Source organism: Cupriavidus ulmosensis, from assembly GCF_977008105.1.
In genome coordinates, this window is sequence record NZ_CDRMWP010000002.1 from 426,942 (window position 1) to 450,968 (window position 24,027).

General features: G+C 72.1%; 23 protein-coding genes. 12 read left to right on the forward strand and 11 right to left on the reverse strand.

Going from position 1 to position 24,027, the window contains the following annotated elements; genetic code table 11:
• Positions 1 to 82: 82 nt before the first annotated feature.
• Positions 83 to 811 carry an SDR family oxidoreductase gene (locus ACWTPI_RS21815; RefSeq protein WP_454732701.1) on the reverse strand — a complete coding sequence of 243 codons (729 nt, stop codon included), beginning with the start codon at positions 809 to 811 and terminating at the stop codon, positions 83 to 85.
• A 296-nt stretch (positions 812 to 1,107) separates the two neighbouring features.
• On the opposite strand from ACWTPI_RS21815, the gene ACWTPI_RS21820 reads away from it, so the two are divergent.
• Entirely contained in the window at positions 1,108 to 1,938 is an 831-nt protein-coding gene (locus ACWTPI_RS21820; protein ID WP_020203060.1) for an IclR family transcriptional regulator, read from the forward strand.
• Between the two features lie 32 nt (positions 1,939 to 1,970).
• Here the strand turns inward: ACWTPI_RS21820 and ACWTPI_RS21825 are convergent, their stop codons facing one another.
• Genes ACWTPI_RS21825 through ACWTPI_RS21855 form a run of 7 tightly spaced genes read right to left on the reverse strand, consistent with a single transcriptional unit; the run spans position 1,971 to position 8,647 of the window.
• Positions 1,971 to 2,867 carry a branched-chain amino acid ABC transporter permease gene (locus ACWTPI_RS21825; RefSeq protein WP_454732702.1) on the reverse strand — a complete coding sequence of 299 codons (897 nt, stop codon included), beginning with the start codon at positions 2,865 to 2,867 and terminating at the stop codon, positions 1,971 to 1,973.
• Between the two features lie 11 nt (positions 2,868 to 2,878).
• Entirely contained in the window at positions 2,879 to 3,757 is an 879-nt protein-coding gene (locus tag ACWTPI_RS21830; protein ID WP_020203062.1) for a branched-chain amino acid ABC transporter permease, read from the reverse strand.
• A 12-nt stretch (positions 3,758 to 3,769) separates the two neighbouring features.
• Positions 3,770 to 4,543: an ABC transporter ATP-binding protein gene (locus ACWTPI_RS21835; RefSeq protein WP_454732703.1), complete on the reverse strand. Its 774-nt coding sequence runs from the start codon at positions 4,541 to 4,543 to the stop codon at positions 3,770 to 3,772.
• Positions 4,540 to 5,367: an ABC transporter ATP-binding protein gene (locus tag ACWTPI_RS21840; protein ID WP_197090445.1), complete on the reverse strand. Its 828-nt coding sequence runs from the start codon at positions 5,365 to 5,367 to the stop codon at positions 4,540 to 4,542. The genes ACWTPI_RS21835 and ACWTPI_RS21840 overlap by 4 nt, the downstream gene beginning before the upstream one ends.
• Entirely contained in the window at positions 5,367 to 6,602 is a 1,236-nt protein-coding gene (locus ACWTPI_RS21845) for an ABC transporter substrate-binding protein (protein WP_020203065.1), read from the reverse strand. The genes ACWTPI_RS21840 and ACWTPI_RS21845 overlap by 1 nt, the downstream gene beginning before the upstream one ends.
• 60 nt (positions 6,603 to 6,662) lie before the next feature.
• Positions 6,663 to 7,208, reverse strand: a complete 546-nt coding sequence (locus ACWTPI_RS21850; protein WP_454732704.1) for a carboxymuconolactone decarboxylase family protein — start codon at positions 7,206 to 7,208, stop codon at positions 6,663 to 6,665.
• A gap of 53 nt (positions 7,209 to 7,261) precedes the next feature.
• Positions 7,262 to 8,647 carry an LLM class flavin-dependent oxidoreductase gene (locus ACWTPI_RS21855; protein ID WP_454732705.1) on the reverse strand — a complete coding sequence of 462 codons (1,386 nt, stop codon included), beginning with the start codon at positions 8,645 to 8,647 and terminating at the stop codon, positions 7,262 to 7,264.
• Between the two features lie 343 nt (positions 8,648 to 8,990).
• Between ACWTPI_RS21855 and ACWTPI_RS21860 the strand changes: the two genes are divergently transcribed.
• Positions 8,991 to 9,974, forward strand: coding sequence for a Bug family tripartite tricarboxylate transporter substrate binding protein (locus ACWTPI_RS21860; protein ID WP_020203068.1), 984 nt, complete (start codon positions 8,991 to 8,993; stop codon positions 9,972 to 9,974).
• Positions 9,975 to 10,014: 40 nt separating this feature from the next.
• The gene (locus ACWTPI_RS21865) at positions 10,015 to 11,295 is read left to right on the forward strand and encodes an LLM class flavin-dependent oxidoreductase (protein WP_059414979.1); all 1,281 of its coding nucleotides are present in this window, start codon (positions 10,015 to 10,017) and stop codon (positions 11,293 to 11,295) included.
• Positions 11,296 to 11,307: 12 nt separating this feature from the next.
• On the opposite strand, the gene ACWTPI_RS21870 is transcribed toward ACWTPI_RS21865, so the two are convergent.
• Both ACWTPI_RS21870 and ACWTPI_RS21875 read right to left on the reverse strand, forming a co-directional pair.
• On the reverse strand, positions 11,308 to 12,498 hold the full coding sequence (locus ACWTPI_RS21870; protein WP_454732706.1) for a CaiB/BaiF CoA transferase family protein: 1,191 nt from the start codon (positions 12,496 to 12,498) through the stop codon (positions 11,308 to 11,310).
• Positions 12,499 to 12,596: 98 nt separating this feature from the next.
• On the reverse strand, positions 12,597 to 13,505 hold the full coding sequence (locus ACWTPI_RS21875; RefSeq protein ID WP_454732707.1) for a LysR family transcriptional regulator: 909 nt from the start codon (positions 13,503 to 13,505) through the stop codon (positions 12,597 to 12,599).
• A 189-nt stretch (positions 13,506 to 13,694) separates the two neighbouring features.
• Here ACWTPI_RS21875 and ACWTPI_RS21880 point away from each other — a divergent pair, with 189 nt between their 5' ends.
• Together ACWTPI_RS21880 and ACWTPI_RS21885 are read left to right on the forward strand one after the other, a co-directional pair.
• The gene (locus ACWTPI_RS21880; protein WP_059414987.1) at positions 13,695 to 14,669 is read left to right on the forward strand and encodes a tripartite tricarboxylate transporter substrate binding protein; all 975 of its coding nucleotides are present in this window, start codon (positions 13,695 to 13,697) and stop codon (positions 14,667 to 14,669) included.
• A 50-nt stretch (positions 14,670 to 14,719) separates the two neighbouring features.
• Positions 14,720 to 15,193: a MaoC family dehydratase gene (locus ACWTPI_RS21885; protein ID WP_020203073.1), complete on the forward strand. Its 474-nt coding sequence runs from the start codon at positions 14,720 to 14,722 to the stop codon at positions 15,191 to 15,193.
• A gap of 52 nt (positions 15,194 to 15,245) precedes the next feature.
• Here ACWTPI_RS21885 and ACWTPI_RS21890 read toward each other — a convergent pair whose 3' ends face one another.
• Positions 15,246 to 15,980 carry an IclR family transcriptional regulator gene (locus ACWTPI_RS21890; protein WP_020203074.1) on the reverse strand — a complete coding sequence of 245 codons (735 nt, stop codon included), beginning with the start codon at positions 15,978 to 15,980 and terminating at the stop codon, positions 15,246 to 15,248.
• 181 nt (positions 15,981 to 16,161) lie between these two features.
• Between ACWTPI_RS21890 and ACWTPI_RS21895 the strand changes: the two genes are divergently transcribed.
• From ACWTPI_RS21895 to ACWTPI_RS21925, 7 genes are all read left to right on the forward strand, one after another.
• A complete protein-coding gene (locus ACWTPI_RS21895) occupies positions 16,162 to 17,010 on the forward strand; it encodes a fumarylacetoacetate hydrolase family protein (protein WP_020203075.1) in 849 nt (282 codons plus the stop codon).
• Positions 17,011 to 17,050: 40 nt separating this feature from the next.
• Positions 17,051 to 18,730 carry a bifunctional 3-(3-hydroxy-phenyl)propionate/3-hydroxycinnamic acid hydroxylase gene (locus tag ACWTPI_RS21900; protein ID WP_454732708.1) on the forward strand — a complete coding sequence of 560 codons (1,680 nt, stop codon included), beginning with the start codon at positions 17,051 to 17,053 and terminating at the stop codon, positions 18,728 to 18,730.
• 39 nt (positions 18,731 to 18,769) lie between these two features.
• Entirely contained in the window at positions 18,770 to 19,609 is an 840-nt protein-coding gene (locus ACWTPI_RS21905) for a VOC family protein (protein ID WP_454732709.1), read from the forward strand.
• A gap of 88 nt (positions 19,610 to 19,697) precedes the next feature.
• The gene (locus ACWTPI_RS21910; protein ID WP_454732710.1) at positions 19,698 to 21,008 is read left to right on the forward strand and encodes an MFS transporter; all 1,311 of its coding nucleotides are present in this window, start codon (positions 19,698 to 19,700) and stop codon (positions 21,006 to 21,008) included.
• Positions 21,009 to 21,096: 88 nt separating this feature from the next.
• On the forward strand, positions 21,097 to 22,194 hold the full coding sequence (locus ACWTPI_RS21915; RefSeq protein WP_454732711.1) for a porin: 1,098 nt from the start codon (positions 21,097 to 21,099) through the stop codon (positions 22,192 to 22,194).
• A gap of 46 nt (positions 22,195 to 22,240) precedes the next feature.
• Positions 22,241 to 22,963, forward strand: coding sequence for a class II aldolase/adducin family protein (locus tag ACWTPI_RS21920; protein ID WP_454732712.1), 723 nt, complete (start codon positions 22,241 to 22,243; stop codon positions 22,961 to 22,963).
• Between the two features lie 57 nt (positions 22,964 to 23,020).
• Entirely contained in the window at positions 23,021 to 24,025 is a 1,005-nt protein-coding gene (locus tag ACWTPI_RS21925) for a Bug family tripartite tricarboxylate transporter substrate binding protein (RefSeq protein WP_454732713.1), read from the forward strand.
• Positions 24,026 to 24,027: the final 2 nt, after the last annotated feature.

Sequence of the window (24,027 nt, forward strand, 5' to 3'; positions counted from 1 at the left end):
GTTTTCGTTCTGGCCGCGGGAGGCGGGTTGGCGCGGGAAACGGCGGGCCGGGCGCTGGGGGGGCTTGCGGCCCGCGGCGCGATCACCAGCTCTCGATCCAGGGGCGCAGGTCGAGCTCGTGGGTCCAGGCGTCGCGCGGCTGCTGGTGCAGCATCCAGTAGGCGTCGGCGATGTGCTCGGGGTTGAGGATGCCGTCCTGCTCCTTGAGCTTGTAGCGCTCGGGGAAGTTCTCGCGGATGAATTCGGTGTCGATGGCGCCGTCGATGATCGGGTGCGCCACGTGCAGCCCCTTGGGCGCCAGCTCGCGCGCCATCGACTGGGCCAGCGCACGCAGGCCGTGCTTGGCGCCGGCGAACGCGGAGAAGCCGGCGCGGCCGCGCAGGCTGGCGGTGGCGCCGGTGAAGAAGATCGAGCCGCGCTGGCGCGGCAGCATGACCCTGGCCGCTTCCCGGCCCATCAGGAAGCCGGCGAAGCAGGCCATCTCCCAGACCTTGAAATAGACGCGCGCGGTGGTGTCCACCACGTCGAAGCGCACGTTGGCGCCGATGTTGAACACGGCGACCTCGACCGGCGCGATGTTGGCCTCGATCTCGCGGAACAGCGCGGCCATCTCCTCTTCCTTGCGCGCGTCGGAGCCGAAGGCGTGCGCGCTGCCGCCCTCGGCCTCGATCTGCGCCACCAGCGGCGCCAGCTTGTCGGCGTTCCTGCGCGTGACGCAGGCGATGTAGCCCTCGCGGGCGAAGCGGCGGGCGATCGCGCCGCCGGTGGCGTCGCCGGCGCCGATCACGAGCACGGCCTTTTTCTGGGTCATCTGTCTTCCTCCGGTTCGTCCTGGGCGGACGATTTTTGCGGAATCAAAAACTGCACAGCGGTCCAAAGTATGGGTAGGGGATCGCGCCAAGTCAAGCGGGCGCCGCTGCTGATGCCAGTTGCCGGCGATGCGCGCGGCGCGGGCCGGGTGACGGAGCCGGCATGCAGGACTGCATTGCAGTCCGCCGGCCGTTCGTGTTACCTTGCCCGCGCGAGATTGCCGAGGCAGGCACCGCATCATCGAACCGGACAGAGGCAATGGCAAGACACCAGGAAGGCGCGCCGGCGCGGCAGGACATGGAGGACATGGCGGACATGGAAGACGCCGCGGACGCGCAGGCGCCCGCCGAGGCCGGCGCGGACCGCCATTTCGTGACCGCGCTCGCGCGCGGGCTGGAAGTGCTGCGCTGCTTTCCCGGCGGCGACAGCTTCCTCGCCAACCACGAGATCGCCGAGCGCTGCGGCCTGCCCAAGTCGACCGTCACGCGCCTGACCTACACGCTCACGCGGCTGGGCTACCTGCATCTGGTGCCGGAGAGCGGCAAGTACCGGCTTGGCACCGCCACCGCGGCGCTCGGCAGCACCATGCTGGCCGACCTCGACGTGCGGCAGGTGGCGCGGCCGCTGATGCAGCGGCTGGCCACCGAGACCGATGCCGTGGTCGCGCTCGCCACCCGCGACCGGCTCTCCATGCTGTACCTGGAATGCGCGCGCGGCGGCTCGATCGTCACGCTCAGCCTCGGCGTGGGCTCGCGCATCCCGCTGGCCACCACGGCCGCCGGGCGCGCGCACCTCGCGGGCCTGCCGCCGGCCGGGCGCGCCGAGCTGATGGAGCGCGTGCGCGCGCTCGACGAGGCCGCGTGGCCGGCGCTCGAGCGCGGCATCGATCTCGCCGTGGAGGAGTGCCAGGCCACCGGATGCGCGTCGTCGCTGGGCGACTGGATGCAGGAGGTGCACGCGGTCGCCATGCCGTTCAGCCCGGGCCACGGCCTGCCGATGATGGCGCTCAGCGTGGCCGGCGCGGCGCAGTATTTCCCGGCCGCGCGGCTGCTCGGCGAGGTCCGCGCGAAGCTGGTCGAGACCGTGCGCGAGATCGGCCGCGGGCTGGGCCAGCGCGTTTCGGCCTAGCCGCGCGTTTCCGCCTGGCCGGCGGCGCGCGTTCAGGCGGACGGCTGGTCCGCGCCGGGGGCCGCGCGCAGGCGGTACTCGGCCACCAGCCCGGCGGGCCGGTAGATCAGCGCCACGATCAGCCCCAGCCCGATCAGCATCAGCCGCAGCGAGGCAAGCTGGCTGGCGCTGAGCCACGCCACGTAGTCGTTGACGAAGCGCGTGCCTTCGAGCAGCGCCACCACGGTGAACGCCGACAGCAGCACGCCGCGGTTGCTGCCGCGCCCGCCGATGATCACGCCCATGAAGGCATAGGCGGTGAGGATCGGGCCGAACTGGGTCGGGTCGATGTACTGGTAGTAGAACGCATGCATGCCGCCGGCCAGCCCGATGGCGCCGCCGCCCAGCGCGAACAGCCGCAGGCGCAGCCACAGCACCGGCTTGCCCAGCGTGGCGGCCACCAGCGGGTCATCGCGCAGCGCGCGCGCGGTGCGGCCCAGCGGCGCGCGCGCCACCACCTCGAACAGCGCGAAGACCGCCGCCAGCAGCGCCAGCGAGACGGCCAGCAGCGCGCCGTCGCCGGCCACCGGGCGCGGGATGTTGGCGATGCCGAGGCTGCCGCGCGTGAGCCATTCCTCGTGGATCGCGACCAGCTTGAGGCATTCGGCGAACCCCAGCGTGACGATGGCGAGGTAGTCCTCGGACAGCCGCGCGGAGATCAGGCTGGTCAGCGCGCTGGCGAGCATGGTCAGCGCGGCGGCGGCGGCCAGCGCCAGCCACGGGTTCCAGCCCAGGTGCGCGAGCTGCGCGCAGGCGTAGGCGGCCAGCATGTAGAAGCCGAACAGGCCGAAGTTGACCAGTCCGGTCAGGCCCCATTGCAGGTTCAGTCCGAGCGCGGCGATGCCGGCGATGGAGACCAGCATCAGCAGGGAGATCAGGTAGCTGCTCATGGTCCGCTTCCTTATTTCTGCACCGGCGCGCGGCCGAACACGCCCCACGGCCGCACCAGCAGCAGCGCGGCAAGCACGGCGAAGGCCACCAGCGTGCGGTAGTGCGACGGCAGCGCCAGCGTGGAGGCCTCGGCGGCCACGCCCATCACCAGCGCGCCGAACACCGCCGCCATCGGGTTGGCGATGCCGCCGAGGATGGCGGCGGCGAACACCGGCAGCACGTAGTTCCAGCCCATCTGCGGATCGAGCGTGGCGTCCAGCCCGACCAGCAGGCCGGCGGCGCTGGCCAGCGCGCCCGACAGGAACCACGTCAGCGCCACCACGCGCGCGCGCGAGATGCCGCGCACCGCCGCCAGCGCCGGATTGTCCGCCACCGCGCGCATGGCGCGGCCCAGCGGCGTGCAGCGGAACACGAGCCACACCAGCGCCAGGCTGGCCGCGCCGACCAGCACGATCAGCCATTGCTCGTAGTTCACGCGCAGGCCGCCCAGCGGCTCCAGCGCGGCCACGCGGAACGGGCGCGCCGGCTCGGTGTCGTAGCCCAGCGGCGTGCCGCCGGCGACGAAGCGCACCGCGTTCTCCAGCACGAAGGCCACGCCCATGCTGGCCACCAGCAGCGTCACGCCGGAGCGCTCGCGCAGGCGGCGGTAGACCAGCCAGTCCACCGCCACCGCCACCACGCCGCCCAGCGCCACGCCGGCCGCGGCAGCCCACGGCAGCGGCCAGCCCAGCACCGCGTTGAACAGGTAGATCAGGTAGGCGCCCAGCGTCAGCATGGCGCCGATGGCGAAATTGGCGAAGCGCAGCACGCTGAAGCTCAGCGCCAGCGCCAGCGCCGGCAGCGCCACCAGCAGGCCGGAGACCAGGCCGTTGAAGATGAGTTGAAGCATCGGTGTGGCCTTTTATGAAGCGCCGCCGGCGAGGCGGGTGTCGTGCGCGCGCGTGCCCAGGTAGAGCTGGCGCACCGCGTCGTCGTCGGCCAGGCCCGCGGCCGGCGCCACCAGCCGCACCTGGCCGGCGGCCAGCACCAGCCCGGTGTCGGCCGCGGCCAGCCCGAGGCGCACGTTCTGCTCGATCATCAGCAGCGTGATGCCGGTGGCGCGGATGCGCGCGATGACCTCGAACAGCAGCGCCGCGTTGCGCGGCGACAGGCCCGCCGAGGGCTCGTCCAGCACCAGCAGCGACGGCGTCTGCATCAGCGCCGAGGCCATCGCCACCATCTGGCGCTGGCCGCCGCTGAGCAGCCCCGCGCTGCCCGGCAGGCGCGCGCGGATCTCGGGGAACAGGTCCAGCACGTACTCCTGCCGCCGGCGCCGCGCCGCGCTGCCCGCGCCCCGGCCGGCGTGCAGGAATTCCCAGCCCAGCCGCAGGTTGTCGGCCACGCTGAGGTTGGCGAACACGTTGCCCTCCTGCGGCACGTAGGCCAGCCCCAGGCGCGCGCGCGCCGGGGCGTCGAGCGGGCCGAGTTCGCGCGCGCCCAGGCGCACGCTGCCGGCCGACAGCGGCAGCAGGCCGGCCACCGCCTTGAGCAGCGTGGACTTGCCCGAGCCATTGGGGCCGATCACGGTCAGCGCGCCGCCCGGCGGCACCGTGAAGCTCACGCCGTGCAGGATGTCCTTGTCCCGGTAGCCGGCCGACACGCCCGCCAGCACCAGTTCTTGCGGCGCGTCCATCATGGCTCTCCCAGGTAGGCCTGGCGCACGCGCGTGTCGGCGGTCACGGCGTCGAAGCTGCCCTGCGTGAGCACCCGGCCTTCGGCCAGCACGTAGACGTGGTCGCACAGCGCGGCCACCATGTCCATGTTGTGCTCGACGATGGCGAAGGTCTTGCCCTCGCCGCGCAGCGCCAGGATGAACTGGCACAGCTCCTCGATCAGCGCCGGGTTGACGCCGGCGGCGGGCTCGTCGAGCAGCACGATGTCCGGCTCCAGCATCAGCGCGCGGCACAGCTCCAGCAGCTTCTTCTGGCCGCCGGAGAGCGCGCCGGCGGGCTGGTCGGCCAGCCGCGTCAGGCGCACGCGGGCGAGCAGCGCCAGCGCGCGCTCGATGGCCGCGGCCTCGGCGCGGCGCACGGCGCCGCGGCGCAACAGCAGGTTGCCCAGGCGCTCGCCGGGCTGGCGCGGCGCGGCCAGCAGCAGGTTCTCCAGCACGCTCAGGCTGTCCAGCTCGCGCGCGAGCTGGAAGGTGCGGGCGATGCCCGCGTGCGCGCGCCGGTGCACCGGCATGCGCGTGATGTCGGCGCCGGCCAGCCGCACCGTGCCGCGCCGCGGCCGCTGCGTGCCGGCCAGCACGTTGAACAGGGTCGACTTGCCGGCGCCGTTGGGCCCGACCAGGCCGGTGATGCGGCCCGGCGCCAGGCTGACCGAGGCGCCGTCGAGCGCGCGCACGCCGCCGAAGGACACGCTGACCGCCTCGGCCGCCAGCACGCGCTGCGCGCGCTGGCCGGGCGCGGCGCGGGCCGGCGCGGCGGCGGGGGCGCTGTCCAGGGCTGCCTGCGTCATCACTTGAGCGTGTCGACGAGCTGGTTGGCGCCGTTGCGGATCACGAAGTGGCCATACTCGCGGTTCAGCTGGTCGCCGGTCGGCGTGAACTGGAAGTGCGAGCCGGCGCCGCTGTAGGCGATCGCCTGCCTGGCGCGCAGCGCCTTGAGGCCGTCGACGGGATTCTCCACGGTCTTGCCGGGGCCGTTGACCACCGGCAGGATGGACCTGGCGAACACCTGCGGGTCGGCGCTGCCGGCGCGCTCGATGGCCAGCGCCAGCACCGAGATCTCGTCCCACACGTTGGACGGGAAGATGGCCAGCGTGCCGGCCGGGATGCCGGCGACGCGGGCAAAGGTCTTGTACGCGGTGGAGTCCGCCGGCGGGATCGACTGGATGTGGTGGATGCCCTCGGCCACCGCCTTGCCCACGTTCTTGATGAAAGCGCCCTCGGCATCGGCCGACGACGAGTTGGCGTAGATGCGCGTGTCGCTGAAGCCGCTGCGGTAGACCTCGCGCGCGATGGCCGACAGGTCGGGCAGGTAGCTGGGCAGGAACACCGCGTCCGGCTTCTTGCCGAACACCTTCTCCACCTCGGCGCGATAGGAGGGCTGGTTGGGGTTGTAGAACACCGTGTCGAGCACCTGGCCGCCGCCCTTCCTGAACTCGGCCGCGAACGGCTCGACCATGCTCAGCGTGAACGGCGTCTGCAGCACCAGCAGCGAGGCCTTGCGCGCGCCGTCCTTGAGCGCGGCGCGCGCGAATACCGCGCCCCAGTCGCTGCCGCGCGCCTGGAAGCGCCACACCAGCCCCTTGTTGTCGCCCTGCGTGACCTCGTCGCCGGAGCCGCTGACCAGCAGCGGGATGCCTTTCTCGATGGTCAGCGGCTTGATCGCCATCGCCACCGCGCTGCTCCACAGGCCGACGATGGCCGACACCTTGCCCACGTCCAGCAGCTTGCGCGCCGCGGCCACGCCGGCGGTGGGGTTGCTCTCGCTGTCCTCCACCAGGATTTCCAGCTTGCGCCCGCCCAGCACGCCGCCGGCCTCGGCGTTGATGTAGTCGGCGGCCTTGCGCGCGGCATTGGCCATGCCCTGGCCGTAGGCGCCGCCGCCGCCGGACAGCGGCACCAGCACGCCGATGCGGATGGGGCCGCCGCCCTGGGCCAGCGCCAGTTGCGGCGCGGCCAGCGCGGCCAGCGATGCGCCCGCGGCGCGCAGGAAGGCGCGGCGCTCGAACGAGGAAGAATCAGTCATGGCAGGTCGGGATCAGGAGAGGGCGGAAGAGAGCGGAAGAGAAGATGCGGGCGGGTGCCATCAGCGCGGATGGACGGCGGTGGCGTCCTCGCCGATCTGCAGCGCCTGGTTGAAGCGGTTGAAGAAGCCGCACAGCGCGATGCGCAGCGTCAGCTCGACCACCTGCGCCTCGCTGAAATGCGCGCGCAGCCGCGTGAAGACCTGGTCGCGGATGCGCTGCGGCGCCTGCGTGACGGCGACCGCGTATTCCACCACCAGCTTGTCCACTTCGTCGAGCTCGGGATGGCCGGCATAGTCGAGCAGGCGGCGCGCGCCGTCCTCGCTGATGCCTTCCACGGCCAGGCGCGGCGCGTGGCTGCGCACGCAGTAGTCGCAGTCGTTGAGCAGCGACACCACCACGATGGCCAGCTCGATGTAGCGGTACGGCACGCCGTTGCGCGCCTTGAGCTCGAGCAGCATGCGCGGCAGGTGCTCCACGGCCGGCGCCACGTGCGCGAGCACCGAGAACTGGTCGGCGAAATGGGCGCCGTTGCCGGTGAACTGGTCGAACAGCTCGCGGCGGGCCGGGTCGAAGGTGGCGGGGTCGAGTTCGCTGATGCGGGGCATGTGTGGTCCTGCTGGTGAAAGGGGAGGGCGTGCGGAAGGACCGCGCGGGCGGATCAGTCGTCCCGGGCCGGCGCGCGGAAGCCGGCGCCGGGGTGCGGCGCCTGCAGGCGCGGGCCGTGGCCGAGCAGCTTGTCGCGCAGCGTGCCCGGCGCGTAGGCGGTCTTGTAGGCGCCGCGGCGCTGCAGCTCCGGCACCAGGTAGTCGACCACGTCGTGGAAGGTGCGCGGCGATTCCACCCAGGCCAGGTTGAAGCCGTCGATGCCGGTGTCCTCCATCCACGCCTGCAGTTCGTCCGCCACCTGCACCGGATCGCCCACCACCACCGGGCCGCGGCCGCCGATGGCGACGAATTCCACGGCGTCGCGCACGGTCCAGGTGCGCTGCGGGTCGAGCTTGCTGAACGAGGCCAGCGCCGACTGGCCGGCCTTGGTGTCGACGTATTCGAGCGTGTCGTCCGGCGCGTAGCGCGACAGGTCGATGCCGGTCCAGCCCGACAGCAGCGCCAGCGCGCCGTCGTAGCTGGCGCGCGCGCGGTAGGCGGCGTAGCGCGCCTGCGCCTTCTCCGCGGTCTCGTCGACGATGACCGTGAACATGGCGAACAGCAGCGCGCTGTCCGGCGCGCGGCCGGCCTCGGCCAGCGCCGCGCGCAGCGATGCCACCGCGCGGCGCAGGCCGTTGCGCGTGGGCGCGCCGACGAAGATGCACTCGGCATGGCGCGCGGCGAAGCGCGTGCCGCGCGCCGAGCCGCCGGCCTGGAACAGCAGCGGCGTGCGCTGCGCGGACGGCTCGCACTGGAAGATGCCGTCGAGGTCGAAGTAGCGGCCTTCGTGCCGCACCGCGTGCACGCGCGCGGGGTCGGCGTAGACGCCGCGCGCCTTGTCGCGCCGCACGGCGCCGTCCTCCCAGCTGCCTTCCCACAGCTTGTAGCAGACTTCCAGGAATTCGTCGGCGCGGTCGTAGCGCTCGTCGTGGGCGCGCAGCTCGCGCTGGCCCAGGCTGCGCGCGCCGCTTTCCAGGTAGGACGTGACCACGTTCCACGCCACGCGGCCGCCGCTCAGATGGTCCAGCGTGGTCAGGCGGCGCGCCAGCAGGTAGGGCGGCTCGTAGGCCACCGAGACCGTGACGCCGAAGCCGAGGTGCCGGGTGGCGTGCGCCATCAGCGGGATCAGCGGCACCGGATCGTTCATCGGCACCTGCGCGGCGGTGCGCAGCGCGGCGTCGGCCGCGCCGCCGAACACGTCGTAGACGCCGGTGATGTCGCCGAGGAACAGGCTGTCGAACAGGCCTTCCTCCAGCTTCCTGGCCAGCGCGACCCAGTAGCCCGGATCGAGGTAGTCGGCCGCGTGGTCGTCCGGCGCGGTCCATTGCCCGGGTGCAAGGTGCACCACGCAATTCATCATGAAGGCGTTGAAACGGATCTGGCGGATCGGGCGAGGCATGGCACGGCGGGCCGCGCGGCCGGCACGGGCGCGCGAGCGGAAACATCGGAACCGGCGATTGTTGCGTGCCGGCGCCGCCGCGCCAAGCGCCCATTTCGCATACGGATATGTGTTTCCTGATGCGTGCGCGCAGCGGCTATGGATATGCCAAATCGGTCGTTCGGTCTGGCCGCGCCAGCGTCTACGATGAGCGGCGGTTTTTTCATGCCCTCCTCGCCGCCGCCACCGGGCGGCGCACAGGCGGGCCGCCGCCGCTGCCGCGCGCGCGGCGCCCGCGGGATCCGGCCAACGGATTTCCCGCCACGCGCGCGCTCCCCGCTTTCCATTTCCTCCCCCATCGTTCATGTCATCGCTACTGTCCTCCCTCCGGCGCCATGCCCTGGCCTCGCTGCTGCTCGCCTGCGCCGCCGTTCCGGCCCTGGCCGACGCCGCCTATCCGGCCAAGCCGATCACCTACGTGGTGCCCTACACGCCGGGCGGCACCAACGACAACGTCGCGCGCATCCTCACCCGGCGCCTGGCCGAGAAGAGCGGGCAGCCGGTCGTGCTCGACTACAAGCCCGGCGCCGGCGGCACGCTCGGCGCGGGGTTCGTGGCCGGCGCGCCGGCCGACGGCTACACGCTGCTGAATACCTCGATCGGCAACCTCGCCATCGCGCCGCAACTGATGAAGGTGCGGTTCGACCCGTTCTCCGACCTGGTGCCGGTGGCCTACGTCGGCAACTCGCTGGCCACCGTGGCGGTCAATCCCGCGGTGCCGGCGCAGACGCTGCAGCAGCTGATCGCCTACGCGCGCGCCCATCCCGGCCAGCTGACCTATGCCAGCTCCGGCAATGGCACGCCGGGCCATCTGGCCGGCGAGCTGCTCAAGCGCATCGCCGGCATCGACATCCGCCACGTGCCCTACAAGGGCAGCGCGCCGGCGGTGGCCGACGTGGTGGCGGGCCACGTGGACATCGTGTTCGATCCGCTCAGCGCCTCGTTCATCAAGGCCGGCAAGCTGCGCGCGCTGGCCTACTTCGGCGGCAGCCGCGCGCCCGAGCTGCCCGGCGTGCCGTCGATCCAGCAGGCCGGCATCCATGACTGGGAGGACGCGCTGGCTGGCTCGTTCTTCATCACCGCGCCCAAGGGCACGCCGCCCGAGGTGCTGGCGCGGCTGCGCCGGTGGATCGCGGAGATCCTGCACGAGCGCGACACCGTCGAGGCGCTCGCGCGCGTGCAGGTCGAGGTGCAGGCGCTGACGCCCGAGCAGACCGCGCAGAAGATCCGCTCCGTGCACGACCTCGCCCAGCGCGTGGTGCAGGCCGGCGGCGTGCAAAGCAACTGACGACATCATTCAACCCAAGTTTTTCCCGGAGATTCCCCCCATGAAGCTGGGACTGTTCCTGCTGGCCGCCGGCCACCATGCCGCCGGCTGGCGCTACCCCGGCGCCGAAGCCGGCACCGAGAACGTCGACCTGGTGGTGCGCATGACGCAGGCCGCCGAGCGCGCCAAGTTCGACATGGTGTTCTTCGGCGACCGCCTGCTGACGACCGCCGACTCGCATCCGTCGATGATCACCCGGCCCGACCCGCTCGCCATGCTGGCCGCGCTGTCGATGGTGACGAGCCACATCGGCCTGGCCGGCACCGCCTCCACCACCTACAGCGAGCCGTTCAACCTGGCGCGCACGCTGGCCACCGTGGACAAGCTCTCGCGCGGCCGGGCGGCGTGGAACATCGTCACCACGTTTGCCGACGGCTCGATCAACTTCAGCCGCGAGCGCCACCCCGACCACGAGCAGCGCTACGAGATCGCGGAGGAGTTCGTCAGCGTGGTCAAGGGCCTGTGGCAGTCGTGGGACCCCGATCCCTACGTGCTCGACAAGCAGGCCGGCGTCTACGTGGACGTGGCCAAGATGCACGCGCTGAACCATCGCGGCCGGCATTTCTCGGTGGCCGGCCCGCTCAACGTCACCAACAGCCCGCAGGGGCATCCGGTGCTGATCCAGGCCGGCTCGTCCGGCCCCGGCCAGGCGCTGGCCGCGCGCCACGCCGAGGTGGTCTTCACCGCGCAGCAGGACCTGGGCGCCGCGCGCGCGTTCGCGCAGGGGCTCAAGGCCCAGGTGGCGGCGCAGGGGCGCGACCCGGCGCACTGCCTGATCATGCCGGGGCTGATGCCGATCATCGGCCGCACCGAGGCCGAGGCGCACGACAAGCTGGCGCTGCTGCAGTCGTTTACCGACCAGTCCAACGCGCTCGCCATCCTGACCGAGCAACTGATGATCGACGTCTCGGGCTATCCGCTCGACGGCCCGCTGCCCGATCTCGCGCTGGAGGCGGGCGTCCACAGCCGCAGCGTGCTGCTGCTCCAGCTCGCGCGCGAGCGCGGCCTGACCCTGCGCCAGCTGTATCACCTGGTGGCCAGCGCGCGCGGCCACCAGATCGTGGTCGGCACCGCGGCGCAGGTGGCGCAGCACATGATCGACTGGGTGGACGGCGGCGGCGCGGACGGCTTCAACATCATGCCGGCCTACTTCCCCGGCGGCCTCGACGACTTCACCGCCGAGGTGGTGCCGATCCTGCAGGAGCGCGGCGTGTTCCGCCGCGAATACGAGGCCGACACGCTGCGCGGGAACCTCGGGCTGCCGCTGCCGGCGCGGGCCTGACGCGCCGGCCCGCTACACGGCGCCGTCGGCGCGCAGCGCCTCCACCTGCGCGCCGCTGAAGCCCAGCGCGGCGAGGATCGGCGCGGTGTGCTCGCCGACGTCCGGCACGCCGCCCATGCGCGCCGGCACGCCGCCCAGCGTGGCGGGCGGCAGCAGCGCCCGCACCGGGCCGGCCGGCGTCGCCACTTCGCGCCAGCGGCCGCGCGCGGCGAACTGCGGGTGCGCCCACACTTCATGCATGTCGTTGAGCGGCGCGTTGGCGATGCCGCCGCGGTCGAGCCGCGCGACCAGCTCCGCGCGCGTCATGCGTTGCAGGTGGCGGCCGATCTCCGCGTCCAGCGCGGCCCGGTTGGCCACGCGCTGGTGGTTGGTCGAGAAGCGCGCGTCCGCCGCCAGCGCGGCGTCTTCCAGCACCTCGGCGCAGAAGCGCTGCCATTCGCGGTCGTTCTGCAGGCCGAAGATCACGCGGTTGCCGTCGCCGGTGCCGTACTGCCCGTAGGGCGCGATGGCCGGGTGCGACAGGCCGTTGCGCAGCGGCGGCTCGCCGCCGTAGTGGGCGAAATACAGCGGATAGGACATCCATTCGGCCAGCGCCTCGAACATCGTCACCTCGACTCGCACGCCGGTGCCGGTGCGCCCGCGGTGCAGCAGCGCCGAGAGGATGCCGGTGTAGGCGTACATGCCCGCGGCGATGTCGGCGATCGAGATGCCCGCGCGCGAGGGTTCGTCCGGCGTGCCGGTCACGGAGATCAGGCCGGCCGCGGCCTGGATCAGCAGGTCGTAGGCTTTCTTGTCGCGGTAGGGGCCGTGGTCGCCGTAGCCCGAGATGTCGCACACGATCAGCTTCGGGAAGGCCGCGTGCAGCGTGTCGAAATCGAGCCCCATGCGGCTGGCCGCGCCCGGCGCCAGGTTCTGGATGAAGACGTCGGCCTCGCCGAGCAGCTGCCGGAGGATGCCGGCCGCGCGCGCATCCTTGAGGTCGAGCGTCAGGCTCTCCTTGCCGCGGTTGGCCCAGACGAAGAACGACGACATGCCGTTGACCGTCTGGTCGTAGCCGCGCGCGAAATCGCCGCTGCCGGGCCGCTCGATCTTGACGACGCGCGCGCCCAGGTCGGCCAGCTGGCGGCTGGCGAAGGGCGCGGCCACCGCGTGTTCCAGGGCGAGGACGGTGATCCCGTCCAGTGGGGGAACTGAGAAAGACAAGGGGGTCTCCAGGCATCGGTGCGGGCGCACGGTCCCGCGGACGACCGAGTATAGGAATGGAGACCGAGGCCGGCCAGTCGAGATTTCCTAACGCCGCTTCAAGGATGTCTAACGGACGGCGCCTGGTCCTCGCCGGCGACGAAGCGGATGAACGCGCGCGCGTAGCCGGGCAGGTCGTCGAGCCGCTGCGCGACGATGCGGTGCTCGCGCCGCGCCCACGGTTCGTGCAGCACGACGCCCTCGACCAGGCCCTGCGCGATCGCGGGCGCGGCCACCGTGCGCGGCACCAGCGAGATGCCCGCGCCTTCCTGCACGCAGCGGATGACGGCCGGGAAGTTCGGCGCGTGCACGCGCACGCGCGGCTCCATGCCGGCTCTCGCCGCCATGTCCTTGAGGAACAGGAAATTGCTGCTCTTGGCGCCGATCGACACCAGTTCGTACTGCAGCGCGTCGGTCAGCGTGACGCCCTCGCGCAGGCCGAGCGGATGGCGCGGCGGCACGGCGAACATCAGCTCGTCCTCGCCGTAGCGGATCGACTCCAGGCCGAGCAGGTCGATCTCGCCGGCCACCAGGCCGATGTCGGCGCGCTGCTCCAGCACCGCGTGCGCGGTGTCCTGGCTGAGGTGCTCCTCCAGCTCGACGTTGACGTTGGGATACGCCGCGAGAAAGCGGCTGAGCGCCGCCGGCAGGTTGTTCATGGTGCTGCTGTTGGCGTGCACGCGGATGTGGCCCTCGGTGCCGTCGGTGTGCCGGCGCATCTCGTGCTGCAGCCGCTCGACGTTGCCCATGATGATCCTGGCGTGGCGCAGCATGGTCTCGCCGGCGGCGGTCAGCGCCATGCCTTTCTGCGTGCGCCTGAACAGCGGCACGCCGACGGCCTGTTCCAGGTTCTTCAGCCGGTAGCTGGCCGACGGCGCGGTCAGGTGCACGTCGGACGCGCCCGCGGTCAGGCTCTTGGCCTGCGCGATGGCGAGGAACACGCGCAGGTCGGTCAGTTCGAATCGCAATGGTGTCTCCCGCGTGGCCGCCTCGGGCGCATGCGGCGCCGGGGCCCGTATTAGAAGTTTTCGAAGGACCCCTCGTCGCTTTCGACTGGCCTCCGTGCCGGACCCGATTCTATATTGTCGGCTCACGCCGGGGCTGCCGATGCCGCGCATGCCGCCCGGATACCGCAAGCACAAGACGGAGACACCAGCATGATTTCCCCGATGGCCAGACTCGCCGCGGCGCTTTGCCTCGGCGCCGCACTCACGGGGCCCGCCGCGGCGCAGCCCGGGTATCCCGCGCGGCCGGTGCGCCTGGTGGTGCCGTATGCCGCCGGCGGCCCCACCGACACGTTCGCGCGCGCGCTGGCGCAGGGCTGGAGCCGGCAACTGAAGACCCAGGTGGTGGTCGAGAACCGCTCCGGCGCGGGCACCATCGTCGGCACGGAGAACGTCGCCAAGGCCGCGCCCGACGGCTACACGCTGCTGCTCACCACGGTCGCGCACGCGGTCAACCCGGCCATCCACGCCACGCTGCCGTACCGCACGCTCGAAGACTTCGCGCCGGTGGGGCTGGCGGCGCGCGCGCCGCTGGTGCTGGTGGTCAACAAGGCGGTGCCGGCGCAGACGCTCGGCGAATTCATCGCCTACCTCAAGGCGCATCCGGGCAAGGTCAACTACGGTTCCGCGGGCGTCGGCAGCGCTCCGCATCTCGGCGGCGAGCTGCTGAACCACATGGCCCGCACCGGGGCCGTGCACGTGCCCTATCGCGGCAGCGCGCCGGCGATGGCGGACCTGATCGGCGGCCACGTCGCGTTCATGATCGACAGCGCGCCCACGGGCCTGGCGCAGGTGCGCGCCGGCACCGTGCGCCTGCTGGCCACGTCGATGGCGCGGCGCCTGCCGCAGACGCCCGACACGCCCGCCATCGCGGAAGCGGTGCCCGGCTACGAGGCCTATACGTGGAACGCCGTGTTCGCGCCGGCGAAGACGCCCGCGGAGATCGTGCGCAAGCTCGCCGCCACGCTGGGCAGCACGCTGCAGGAGCCCGCGCTGCAGGCCAAGGCCAGCGAGCTCGGGCTGATCCTCGAGCCGAAGCCGGCGCCGGACGCGCTGGACCAGTTCGTGCGCGCGGAGATCGCCAAGTGGCAGCCGGTGGCGGTGGCCGCCAACATGAAGGCCGACTGAGCGCGGCAGCACGACAAACGCGGCACCAGCCCGCACAGGAGACCGAGCCGATGCAACACGACTACCAGCTATGCCCGCAGCGCTTCTTCGAGGACTTCGCCGTCGGCGAGCGCATGAACCTGCCGTCGCGCACCATGACGGACGCGCTGTTCGCCGCGTTCCAGCTCGCCAGCGGCGACAACCATCCGGTCCACTACGACGTCGAGTATTGCCGCGCCCACGGCATGCCGCACATGCTCGCGCACGGCTTCCAGGTGCTGATCCAGACCGCCGCGGGCGCCGGCCTGTTTCCCCACATGGTGGAGCAGTCGCTCAAGGCCTTCATCGAGCAGAGCAGCCGCTTCCTCGCGCCGGTCTTCGTCGGCGACACGCTCTACGGCAGCCTGACCGTCGCCGAGCTGATCCCGGGCCGCACCACGGGCGTGCTGGTGATGCGCTCGGAAGTGCGCAACCAGCGCGGCGTGTGCGTCATGGAGGGGACGCAGAAGTACCTGCTGCGCAAGCGGGTGCCGCAGGCGGGCTAGCGCCCGCCGCGTCTCTGCGTCCCGACGCGGCCGCCGCGCGATGCGGCGCCGCTCACGCGCGGATCTCCGCCGCGGCCGGCACCAGCAGGTGCACCAGGCGGTTGATGCCGCGCGCATCCACTTCCGATGCCGCCACCACGTAGCTGAGGCTGCCGATCGCGCGCCCGTCCTCGTTGACGATGGGCGCGGCGATGCCGACGCGGCCGGGGTCGATCTCGCCGTGCGAGACGACGTGGCCCGCGCGGCGCAGGCGGCTCAGGGCCTGGCGGAACGCGGCCCAGTCCTCGCCCAGGCCGGCGGCGCGGATCTCGTCCGCGTGCTTGTGGTACAGCGCCTGCAGCGTGCGCGTCTGCTGGAACGCCAGGATGATGCGCGAGGTGGCGCCGCGGAACATGATCATCGGCCGGCCGCGCTCATAGCTCACCACGGCCTGCGGCCCCTGGTTGAGCACCTGATGCACGCACAGCACCGAGTCGCCGAACGCGCGGCACAGCAGCATCACCGATCCCGGCGGCGCGTAGGCGATCAGCTCGTCCATGATCGGGCGCGCCTGCTGCAGCATCGGGTCGGTCAGCTGGATCTGGCGGTCGAGCTGGATGATGGCCGGCCCCAGCACGTAGCGGCCCGCGCCGGCCGTGGCGACCAGCCCCAGCTCCATCAGGTTCGACAGGTAGCGGTAGGCGCTGCTGATCGACACCTCGAGCTGCGCGGCCGCTTCCTCGGCGGTCCATACCGGCTTCTCCAGCGAAAACAGCTTCAGTACGCCGAGCGCACGATCGGTCGCCATTCTTCGATGCTCCTTGGTTCCATCCCCGAAGCATATCACCGAGCCCTTTCTTGAATGCAAGAATCTCGCCAGGTGCGCATAGTGGTAAACGTTAAATGCATAATTCGCACAATATGAGAATAATGCATTCACTCGGTGCGCCCCCCCAAGCGCGGTACCGCATTTGGACCCAGGAGATTCCATGAGACTCATCAGCTTCACCCACGGTGGCCGCGAGGCCTTTGGCGTCGTCGTCGGCGACCGCATCGTCGATCTCGCGCCGCATCGCGACGCCGTCGGCGCCAGCCTGCGCGAGGCGCTGGCGCGTGGCGCCCTGCCGCGCATCGCGGCGATCGCCGCCGACAGCCAGCCGTCGCTGGCCGTGGCGGACGTCGAATTCCTGCCGGTGATCCCCGATCCGGCCAAGATCCTCTGCGTCGGCATCAACTACGCCTCGCACGTGCGCGAGACCGGCCGGGAGATGCCCAGGTACCCGATGTTCTTCACGCGCTTCGCCGATTCGCAGGTGGCCCACGGCAAGCCGATCGTGCGCCCGCGCGCATCGGAAAAGCTCGACTTCGAGGGCGAGCTGGCCGTCGTCATCGGCAAGACCGCGCGCCACGTCGCCGCGGCCGACGCGCTCGGCTACGTGGCCGGCTATGCCTGCTACAACGACGGCAGCGTGCGCGACTGGCAGAAGCACACCATCCAGTTCACGCCGGGCAAGAACTTCCCGCAGACCGGCGCGTTCGGGCCGTGGCTGGTGACCAGCGACGAGATCCCCGACCCGTCGCAACTGACGCTGACCACGCGCCTGAACGGCGAGGTGGTGCAGCAGGCGCGCACCGACGACCTGATCTTCAGCGTGGGCGACGTCATCGCCTACTGCTCCACCTTCACCGAACTGCGCCCGGGCGACGTGATCATCACCGGCACCACCGGCGGCGTGGGCGCGTTCCGCAATCCGCCGCTGTGGATGCGCGCGGGGGATGTGGTCGAGGTGGAAATCTCCGGCATCGGCGTCCTGCGCAACGGTATCCAGGACGAATGACGCTGTCCGGCGCCGCCGCGCGCCGGCCGAGGAGAGACTCATGACGCAATCCACTTCGCTCGCCGCCGCCGTGCTGGTGGTCGGCGCGGGCCCGACCGGCCTGACGCTGGCCAACGTGCTCGGCCGGCAGGGCATCGACACCATCCTGATCGACCGCAAGGCCAGCACCGTGGCCGAGCCGCGCGCGGTCTCCATCGACGACGAATCGCTGCGCACCATGCAGGCGATCGGCCTGGTGGAGGCCGTGATGCGGGACGTGGTGCCCGGCTACGGCGTGCATTACCTGACCCGCCCGGGCGGGCGCTGCTTCGCCAAGGTGGAGCCCACCGCCAGCGAGTACGGCTACCCGCGCCGCAATGCGTTCCGCCAGCCGCTGTTCGAGGCCGCGCTGCGCGAGGGGCTGGCGCGCCATGCGTCGGTGCGCGTGCTGTTCGGCCACACGCTCGAAGCGCTGTCGCAGGACGAGGACGGCGCGCATGCGGTGGTGCAGGGCCCCGGCGGGCCGCTGCGCATCGACGCGGCCTACGTGGTCGGCACCGACGGCGGCCGCAGCTTCGTGCGGCAGTCGATCGGCGCGACGCTGGCCGGCTCGTCGTTCAACGCGCGCTGGCTGGTGGTCGACACCGAGAACGACGACGATCCGTTCTGGCAGACGCGCGCCTACTGCGACCCGTCGCGCCCGGTGGTCGACGTGCCCGGCCCCAACCGCACGCGCCGCTTCGAGTTCCTGCTCAAGCCCGGCGAGACCGACGAGGAGGTGCTGCGGCCCGAGCGCCTGGCCGAGCTGCTGCGCCCGTTCCGCGGCAACCGCCCGGCCGAGGTGGTGCGCAAGACCGTCTACACGTTCCATGCCCGCGTGGCGGACCGCTGGCGCGCGGGGCGCGTGTTCCTGGCCGGCGACGCGGCGCACCTCACGCCGCCCTACGCGGGGCAGGGCATGAACAGCGGCGTGCGCGACGCGCACAACCTGGGCTGGAAGCTCGCCGCGGTGCTGCGCAACCGGATCGCGCCGGACGCGCTCGACTCCTACGAGACCGAGCGGCGCGACCATGCCTGGGCGCTGATCCGCCTGGCGCTGAACCTGGGCGTGGTGATGGCGCCGCGCAGCCGCCTGTCGGCATGGGCCTGCGCGGCGTTCTTCCGCGCCACGGCGCTGGTGCCGCCGGTGCGCGACTACTTCCTGCAGATGAAGTTCAAGCCCAAGCCGCGCTTCCACGACGGCCTGCTGGTGGCCAGCGCCGCCGACACCGCCGGGCTGGTCGGCACCATGCTGCCGCAGCCGAAGGTGCGCACCGCGGATGGGACCGAACTGCCGCTCGACGAGATCACCGGCGACGGCTTCGCGCACGTCGCCATCGGCGCGGCGGCCATGACCGGCACCGACGCCGATACCGCCGACACGGCCGGCGGCGCGTGCGCGCTGTGGCGCCGGCTGGAAACGCGGCGCGTGGTGCTGCTGCCGCGGCTCGATGACCAGGCGCTCAGGCTGGCCGCGCGGCACGGCTACGTGCCGGTGGCGCTGGCGCCCGAGGCCACGCCGAAGACGCTGCGCGCGCTGGCCGGCAAGGTGGTCGTGGTGCGCCCGGACCGCTACGTGGCCGGCGTGTTCGGCCACGACGACGCCGAGGCGCTGGCCGCGGCGCTGGGCCGGCGGCTCGGCATCGACATGGCGCGCGCCGGCGCGGCGCCGGCACTCGTCGCCACCGCGCGCGCCGCGTAGGCGCGCCGCCGGCCGGCACAACAGACAAGCAGAACGAACATGACCACACTACAGACTTCCACGCCGCTGCGGCTGCATCACCTCCATCTGCGCAGCGCCGCGCCGGACGCGCTCGCGTCCTTCTACCAGGACCTGTTCGAACTCCGGCGCGTGCCGGCGCCCGCCGGCACCGTGGCGCTGGCCGGCGGCGAGCGCGCCGTGGTGATCGGCCAGGGCGAAGACGCCGGGCTCGCCGTGGCGGCCTACGCCGCGCGCTCGGCGCAGGACCTGGCCGCGCTGCGCGCGCGCCTGGCGGACCTGGCGCGCGATGCCGGCCCGGCCGGGGAGATCTTCTTCGCGCCGGGCGCGTTCACGGTGGCGGACCCGCAAGGGCGCGTGCTGCTGTTCGGCGTGCCGCGCGCCGGGCGCGAGCCGGACCGGCTGTCCGCGCGGCTGCAGCACACGGTGTTCCAGACCACCGACCTCGCCACCGTGGTCGACTTCTACGTGCGGCGCATCGGCTTCACGGTCTCGGACGAAGTCGTCGCCGACGACGGCGCGATCGCCACGTGCTTCCTGCGCTCGGACGACGAGCACCACTCGCTGGCGTTCTTCCAGGGCTCGCAGAACGCGTGGGACCACCACTGCTACGAGACCAGCTGCTGGAACGACATCCGCGACTGGGGCGACCGCTTCGCGCGCGTGCGGCGCGGCATCTTCTTCGGCCCCGGCCGCCACGGCCCCGGCAACAACCTGTTCTTCATGGTGACGGACCCGGACGGCAACCGCGTGGAGCTGTCGGCGGAGCTGGAGCGGGTGGACGCCGGGCGCGCGCCGGGCGTCTGGCCCCACGAGGAATACACGCTCAATTCCTGGGGGCGCGGCTGGATCCGCACCTGACCCGCGGGTTCGCGGCGCCGGCGCGCGCCGCCTGTTTCGATTCATCAGAAAAAAAGAGGGGGATACCCCCGCTACCGGAGACAACGCCATGCTCGCTCATGGTCAGCCCCTGTTCGTCCACGAAGTCATCGACGCCCGCCCGATCGGGCGCTTCCAGTACCTCGCCATCGGCCTGTGCATCCTCGTCGCGGTGCTCGACGGCTTCGACACCCAGACCATCGGCATGCTGGCGCCGTCCATCGGCGCCAGCCTCGGCGTGCCGGTCAAGGCCTTCGGCCCGGTCTTCGGCGCCGGCCTGGTCGGCATGCTGCTGGGCGCCGTGGTGCTCGGCCCGCTGGCCGACCGCTACGGCCGCAAGACGATGATCGTGTTGTCCTGCATGCTGTTCGGCAGCCTCTCGCTGGCGACGGCCTACGCGCAATCGCTGGAGCAGCTGCTGGTGCTGCGCCTGCTGACCGGCATCGGCCTGGGCGGCGCGCTGCCCAACGCCATCGCGCTGGCTTCCGAGTACGCGCCGCGGCGCCACGCGCGCAGCACCGTCACCACGCTGATGTGCGGCATGCCGCTGGGCGCCGTGCTGGGCGGCGCGGTGTGCGCGCTCATGCTGCCGCGCCTGGGCTGGCAGGCGGTGTTCGTGGTGGGCGGCGTGCTGCCGCTGGCGGTGGCGCTGCTGATCGCGCTGACCATGCCGGAGTCGGCGCGCTTCCTGATCGCCCGCGGGCAGGACATGGCGCGGCTGGCGGCCATCATGCGCCGCATCGCGCCGGACCTGCGCGGCGACGAGTCCTACCGCGCCGCCGACGGCGCGGCGGCTGGCGTGCCGATCCGGCTGCTGTTCACCGAGGGCCGCGCCGCGGGCACCATCCTGCTGTGGATTCCGTACTTCCTCAACCTCGTGGCGCTGTACTTCATCGTCAGCTGGATGCCCGCGGTGCTGATCGGCGCGCATCATCCGGCCTCGGTCGGCATCGCGGCGATCACGGCGTTCAGCGTCGGCGGCGTGCTCGGCTCGCTGATGCAGGGCGCGCTGATGAACCGCTTCGGCGCGCGGCCGGTCCTGCTGTGCGAGCTGCTGGCCTATGCCGCGCTGGCGCTGGTGCTGGCCACGTGGCCGCATGACTACGCGGTCGTGATCGCGGCCAGCCTGGCGATCGGCGTGACGGTGCAGGGGGCGCAGGCTGGCCTGAACGCGCTGGCCGCCGAGATCTATCCCACCCGCATGCGCGCCACCGGCATCGGCTGCGCGGTCGGCATCGGCCGCATCGGCTCCATCAGCGGCCCCGCGCTGGGCGGCGTGCTGCTGGGCTGGAACTGGAGCGCGGGCGACATCTTCATGGCGGGCATCGTGCCGGCGCTGGCCGCCGCCATCGCCGTGGCCGTCAACCGGGCGCCGCGCTAGGCCGGACGGTTCCGCCATCGCTTCACCATCAGGCCGGCCGCGCCACCGCGCGGCGGGGCCTTCATCAAGAAAAAAAACGGAGGAGACCATGAAGCAGTCGGTAATGGCCGCGGCGCTGTGCGCCTGCGCGGCCGGGGCGAGTCACGCCCAGGCGCAGTCGGTGACGCTGTACGGCGTCGTCGACACCGGCATCGAATTCGTGTCCGGCGTGGGCGCCGCGCGCGACCACCTGGTGCGCATGCCGGGCCTGGCCGGCACGGTGCCGTCGCGCTGGGGCCTGCGCGGCACCGAGGACCTCGGCGGCGGGCTCAAGAGCCAGTTCGTGCTGGAGTCCGGCTTCGCGCCGGACGCCGGCACCTCCAACCAGGGCGGCCGGCTGTTCGGCCGGCAGGCGTGGGTGGGGCTGTCGGGAAGCTGGGGGCAGGTCGCGCTCGGCCGCCAGTACACCATGCTGTTCTGGTCGATGCTGGAGCCGGACATGCTGGGCCCGAACACCTTCGGCTCGTCGTCGCTCGACAGCTACCTGCCGAGCACGCGCGCCGACAACGCGATCTCCTACAAGGGCACGTTCGGCGGGCTCACGGTCGGCGGCACCTACAGCTTCGGCCGCGATACGGTCAACGCGGGCCCGAGCCCGTCCGGCGCCAACTGCGCCGGCGAAAATCCCGCCGACCAGCGCGCGTGCCGCGAATGGTCGGTGCTGCTGAAGTACGACACCAGCTGGTGGAGCGTCAGCGCCGCCTACGATTCACTGCGCGGCGGCCTCGGCGCGTTCGGCGGCCTGACGAGCAGCCGCCTGCGCGACGACCGCCTGACCGTCAACGGCTACGTCAACTTCAAGAACGGCAAGGTCGGCGGCGGCCTGCTGAGGCGCGACAACGACGGCAGCGCCACGCCGCGCAGCGACCTGTGGTTCCTCGGTGCATCCTATGCGCTGACGCCGGCGTTCAGCGTGGACGCCGAGGCGTTCTACCTGCGCTTCCGCCACAGCGCCGACAAGGCCTGGCTGTACGCGGCGCGCGCCACCTATGCGCTGAGCAAGCGCACTTCGGTGTACGGCACGGCGGGCTTCCTGGACAACCGCGGCAACCTCGCGCTCTCGGTCAGCTCGGGCGCGATCGGCGCCAACCCGGCGCCGGGCGGCAACCAGCTCGGCGCGATGGTCGGCATCAAGCATATTTTCTGAACCCCTCCCGACCCCTCTCTAACCCCTCTTGCGCAAGGAGACGACCATGCCGACCCGCACCCTCGTCGAAGACCTGGTGGATGCCGGCCACATCCTGTTCCATGAAGGCGTGCTGGATGCGTTCGGCCACGTCAGCGCGCGGCACCCGGACGGCGACCGCTTCCTGATGTCGCGCAGCATGGCGCCGGTGCAGGCCGGCGCGGGCGACATCCTCGCCTTCGGCCTGGACGGCGAGCCGGCCGACGCGCAGGGCCGCAAGGTGTTCCTGGAGCGCCATATCCACGCGGCGCTCTACCGCGCGCGGCCCGAGGTGCGGGCGGTGGTGCACAGCCACTCGCCCGCGCTGATCCCGTTCGGCGTGGTGTCCGGCGCGGCGCTGCGCCCGGTGTGCCACATGAGCGGCTTTCTCGCGCGCGGCGCGCCGGTGTTCGACATCGCCGACGTGGCCGGCGACGGCTCGGACATGCTGATCCGCGACCGCCGCCTCGGCGACGCGCTGGCCGCCGCGATGGGCGGCGCCACCATCGTGCTGATGCGCGGCCACGGCGTCACCGTGGCGGCGGACTCGGTCGAGAAGGCGGTCTATTGCGCGGTGTATGCGCAGGCCAACGCGCGCCTGGTGCTCGACGCCGCGCGCCTGGGCGGCGAGATCCGCTACCTCACCGCGGCCGAAGGGCTGGCCGCCGAGCATGCCAACGACGGCCAGATCGGCCGCGCCTGGGACCTGTGGCGCCGCGCCGCGCGCCAGGCCACCGCGGGGCTGCGCTGAGCGCCGCGCACCAGGAAAAGAACAAAAGAACACCAACGATACCAGGAGACCAACCACATGAAGCCGCCCCCATCCCTCAGTTCCCCTGCGCGCCGCGCGGCGCTCGCGCGCGGCGCGCTGTGCCTGCTCGCCGCGGCGGTGCCCGCGCTGCCGGCGCTGGCGCAGGAACCCTGGCCCGCGCGTCCCGTCAGGCTCATCGTGCCGTCCGCGCCCGGCGGCGGGACCGACGTCTACGCGCGCCTGGTCGCGACGCTGCTGTCGCGCTCGATGAAGCAGTCGTTCGTGGTCGACAACCGTCCCGGCGCGAGCGGGCACATCGGCACCCAGGTGGTCGCGCACGCGCCGGCGGACGGCTATACGTTCCTCGTGACCGCCAACGCCGCGGTCGCCATCAGCCCCGCGCTGTACCGCAAGCTGCCGTTCGACGTGGAGAAGGACCTCGTGCCGGTGGCGCGCGGCGTGCTCGCGCCGATGGTGCTGGTGGCCAACCCGGCGGCCGGCATCGGCAGCCTCGGCGAGCTGGTGCGGCTGGGCAAGGAGCGGCCCGGCGCGATTCCCTACGGCTCGGCCGGCGAGGCCAGCCCGCCCTACCTCGGCGTGCGCATGATCGAGGAAGCCACCGGCGCGCGCTTCCTGCACGTGCCGTACAAGGGCGTGGGCGCGGCCTACCAGGACCTGCTCAGCGGACGCCTGCAGTTCATGTTCACGGACCTGAGCTCGGTGCAGCCCTACATCAAGGCCGGCAAGCTCAAGCCGCTGGCCGTGAACCAGGCCAGCGCGATGCTGCCCGGCGTGCCCTCGCTGGCCGAGCCCGGCCCCGCGCGGATCGACATCTGGACCTCGTTCAGCGTGTTCGCGCCGGCCGGCGTGCCGGCGCCGATCCTCAAGAAGATGAGCGACGAGCTCAACGCCGCGATGAAGACCCCGGAGCTGGCGGGCGCGCTCGAAGCCAATGCCCTGGTGCCGGTGTTCGACACGCCGGCAGCGTTCCAGGCGTCGATGCGCAAGGAACGCGAGCAGTGGGCGTCGTTCATCAGGCGCAACGGCATCCGTATCGAATGACG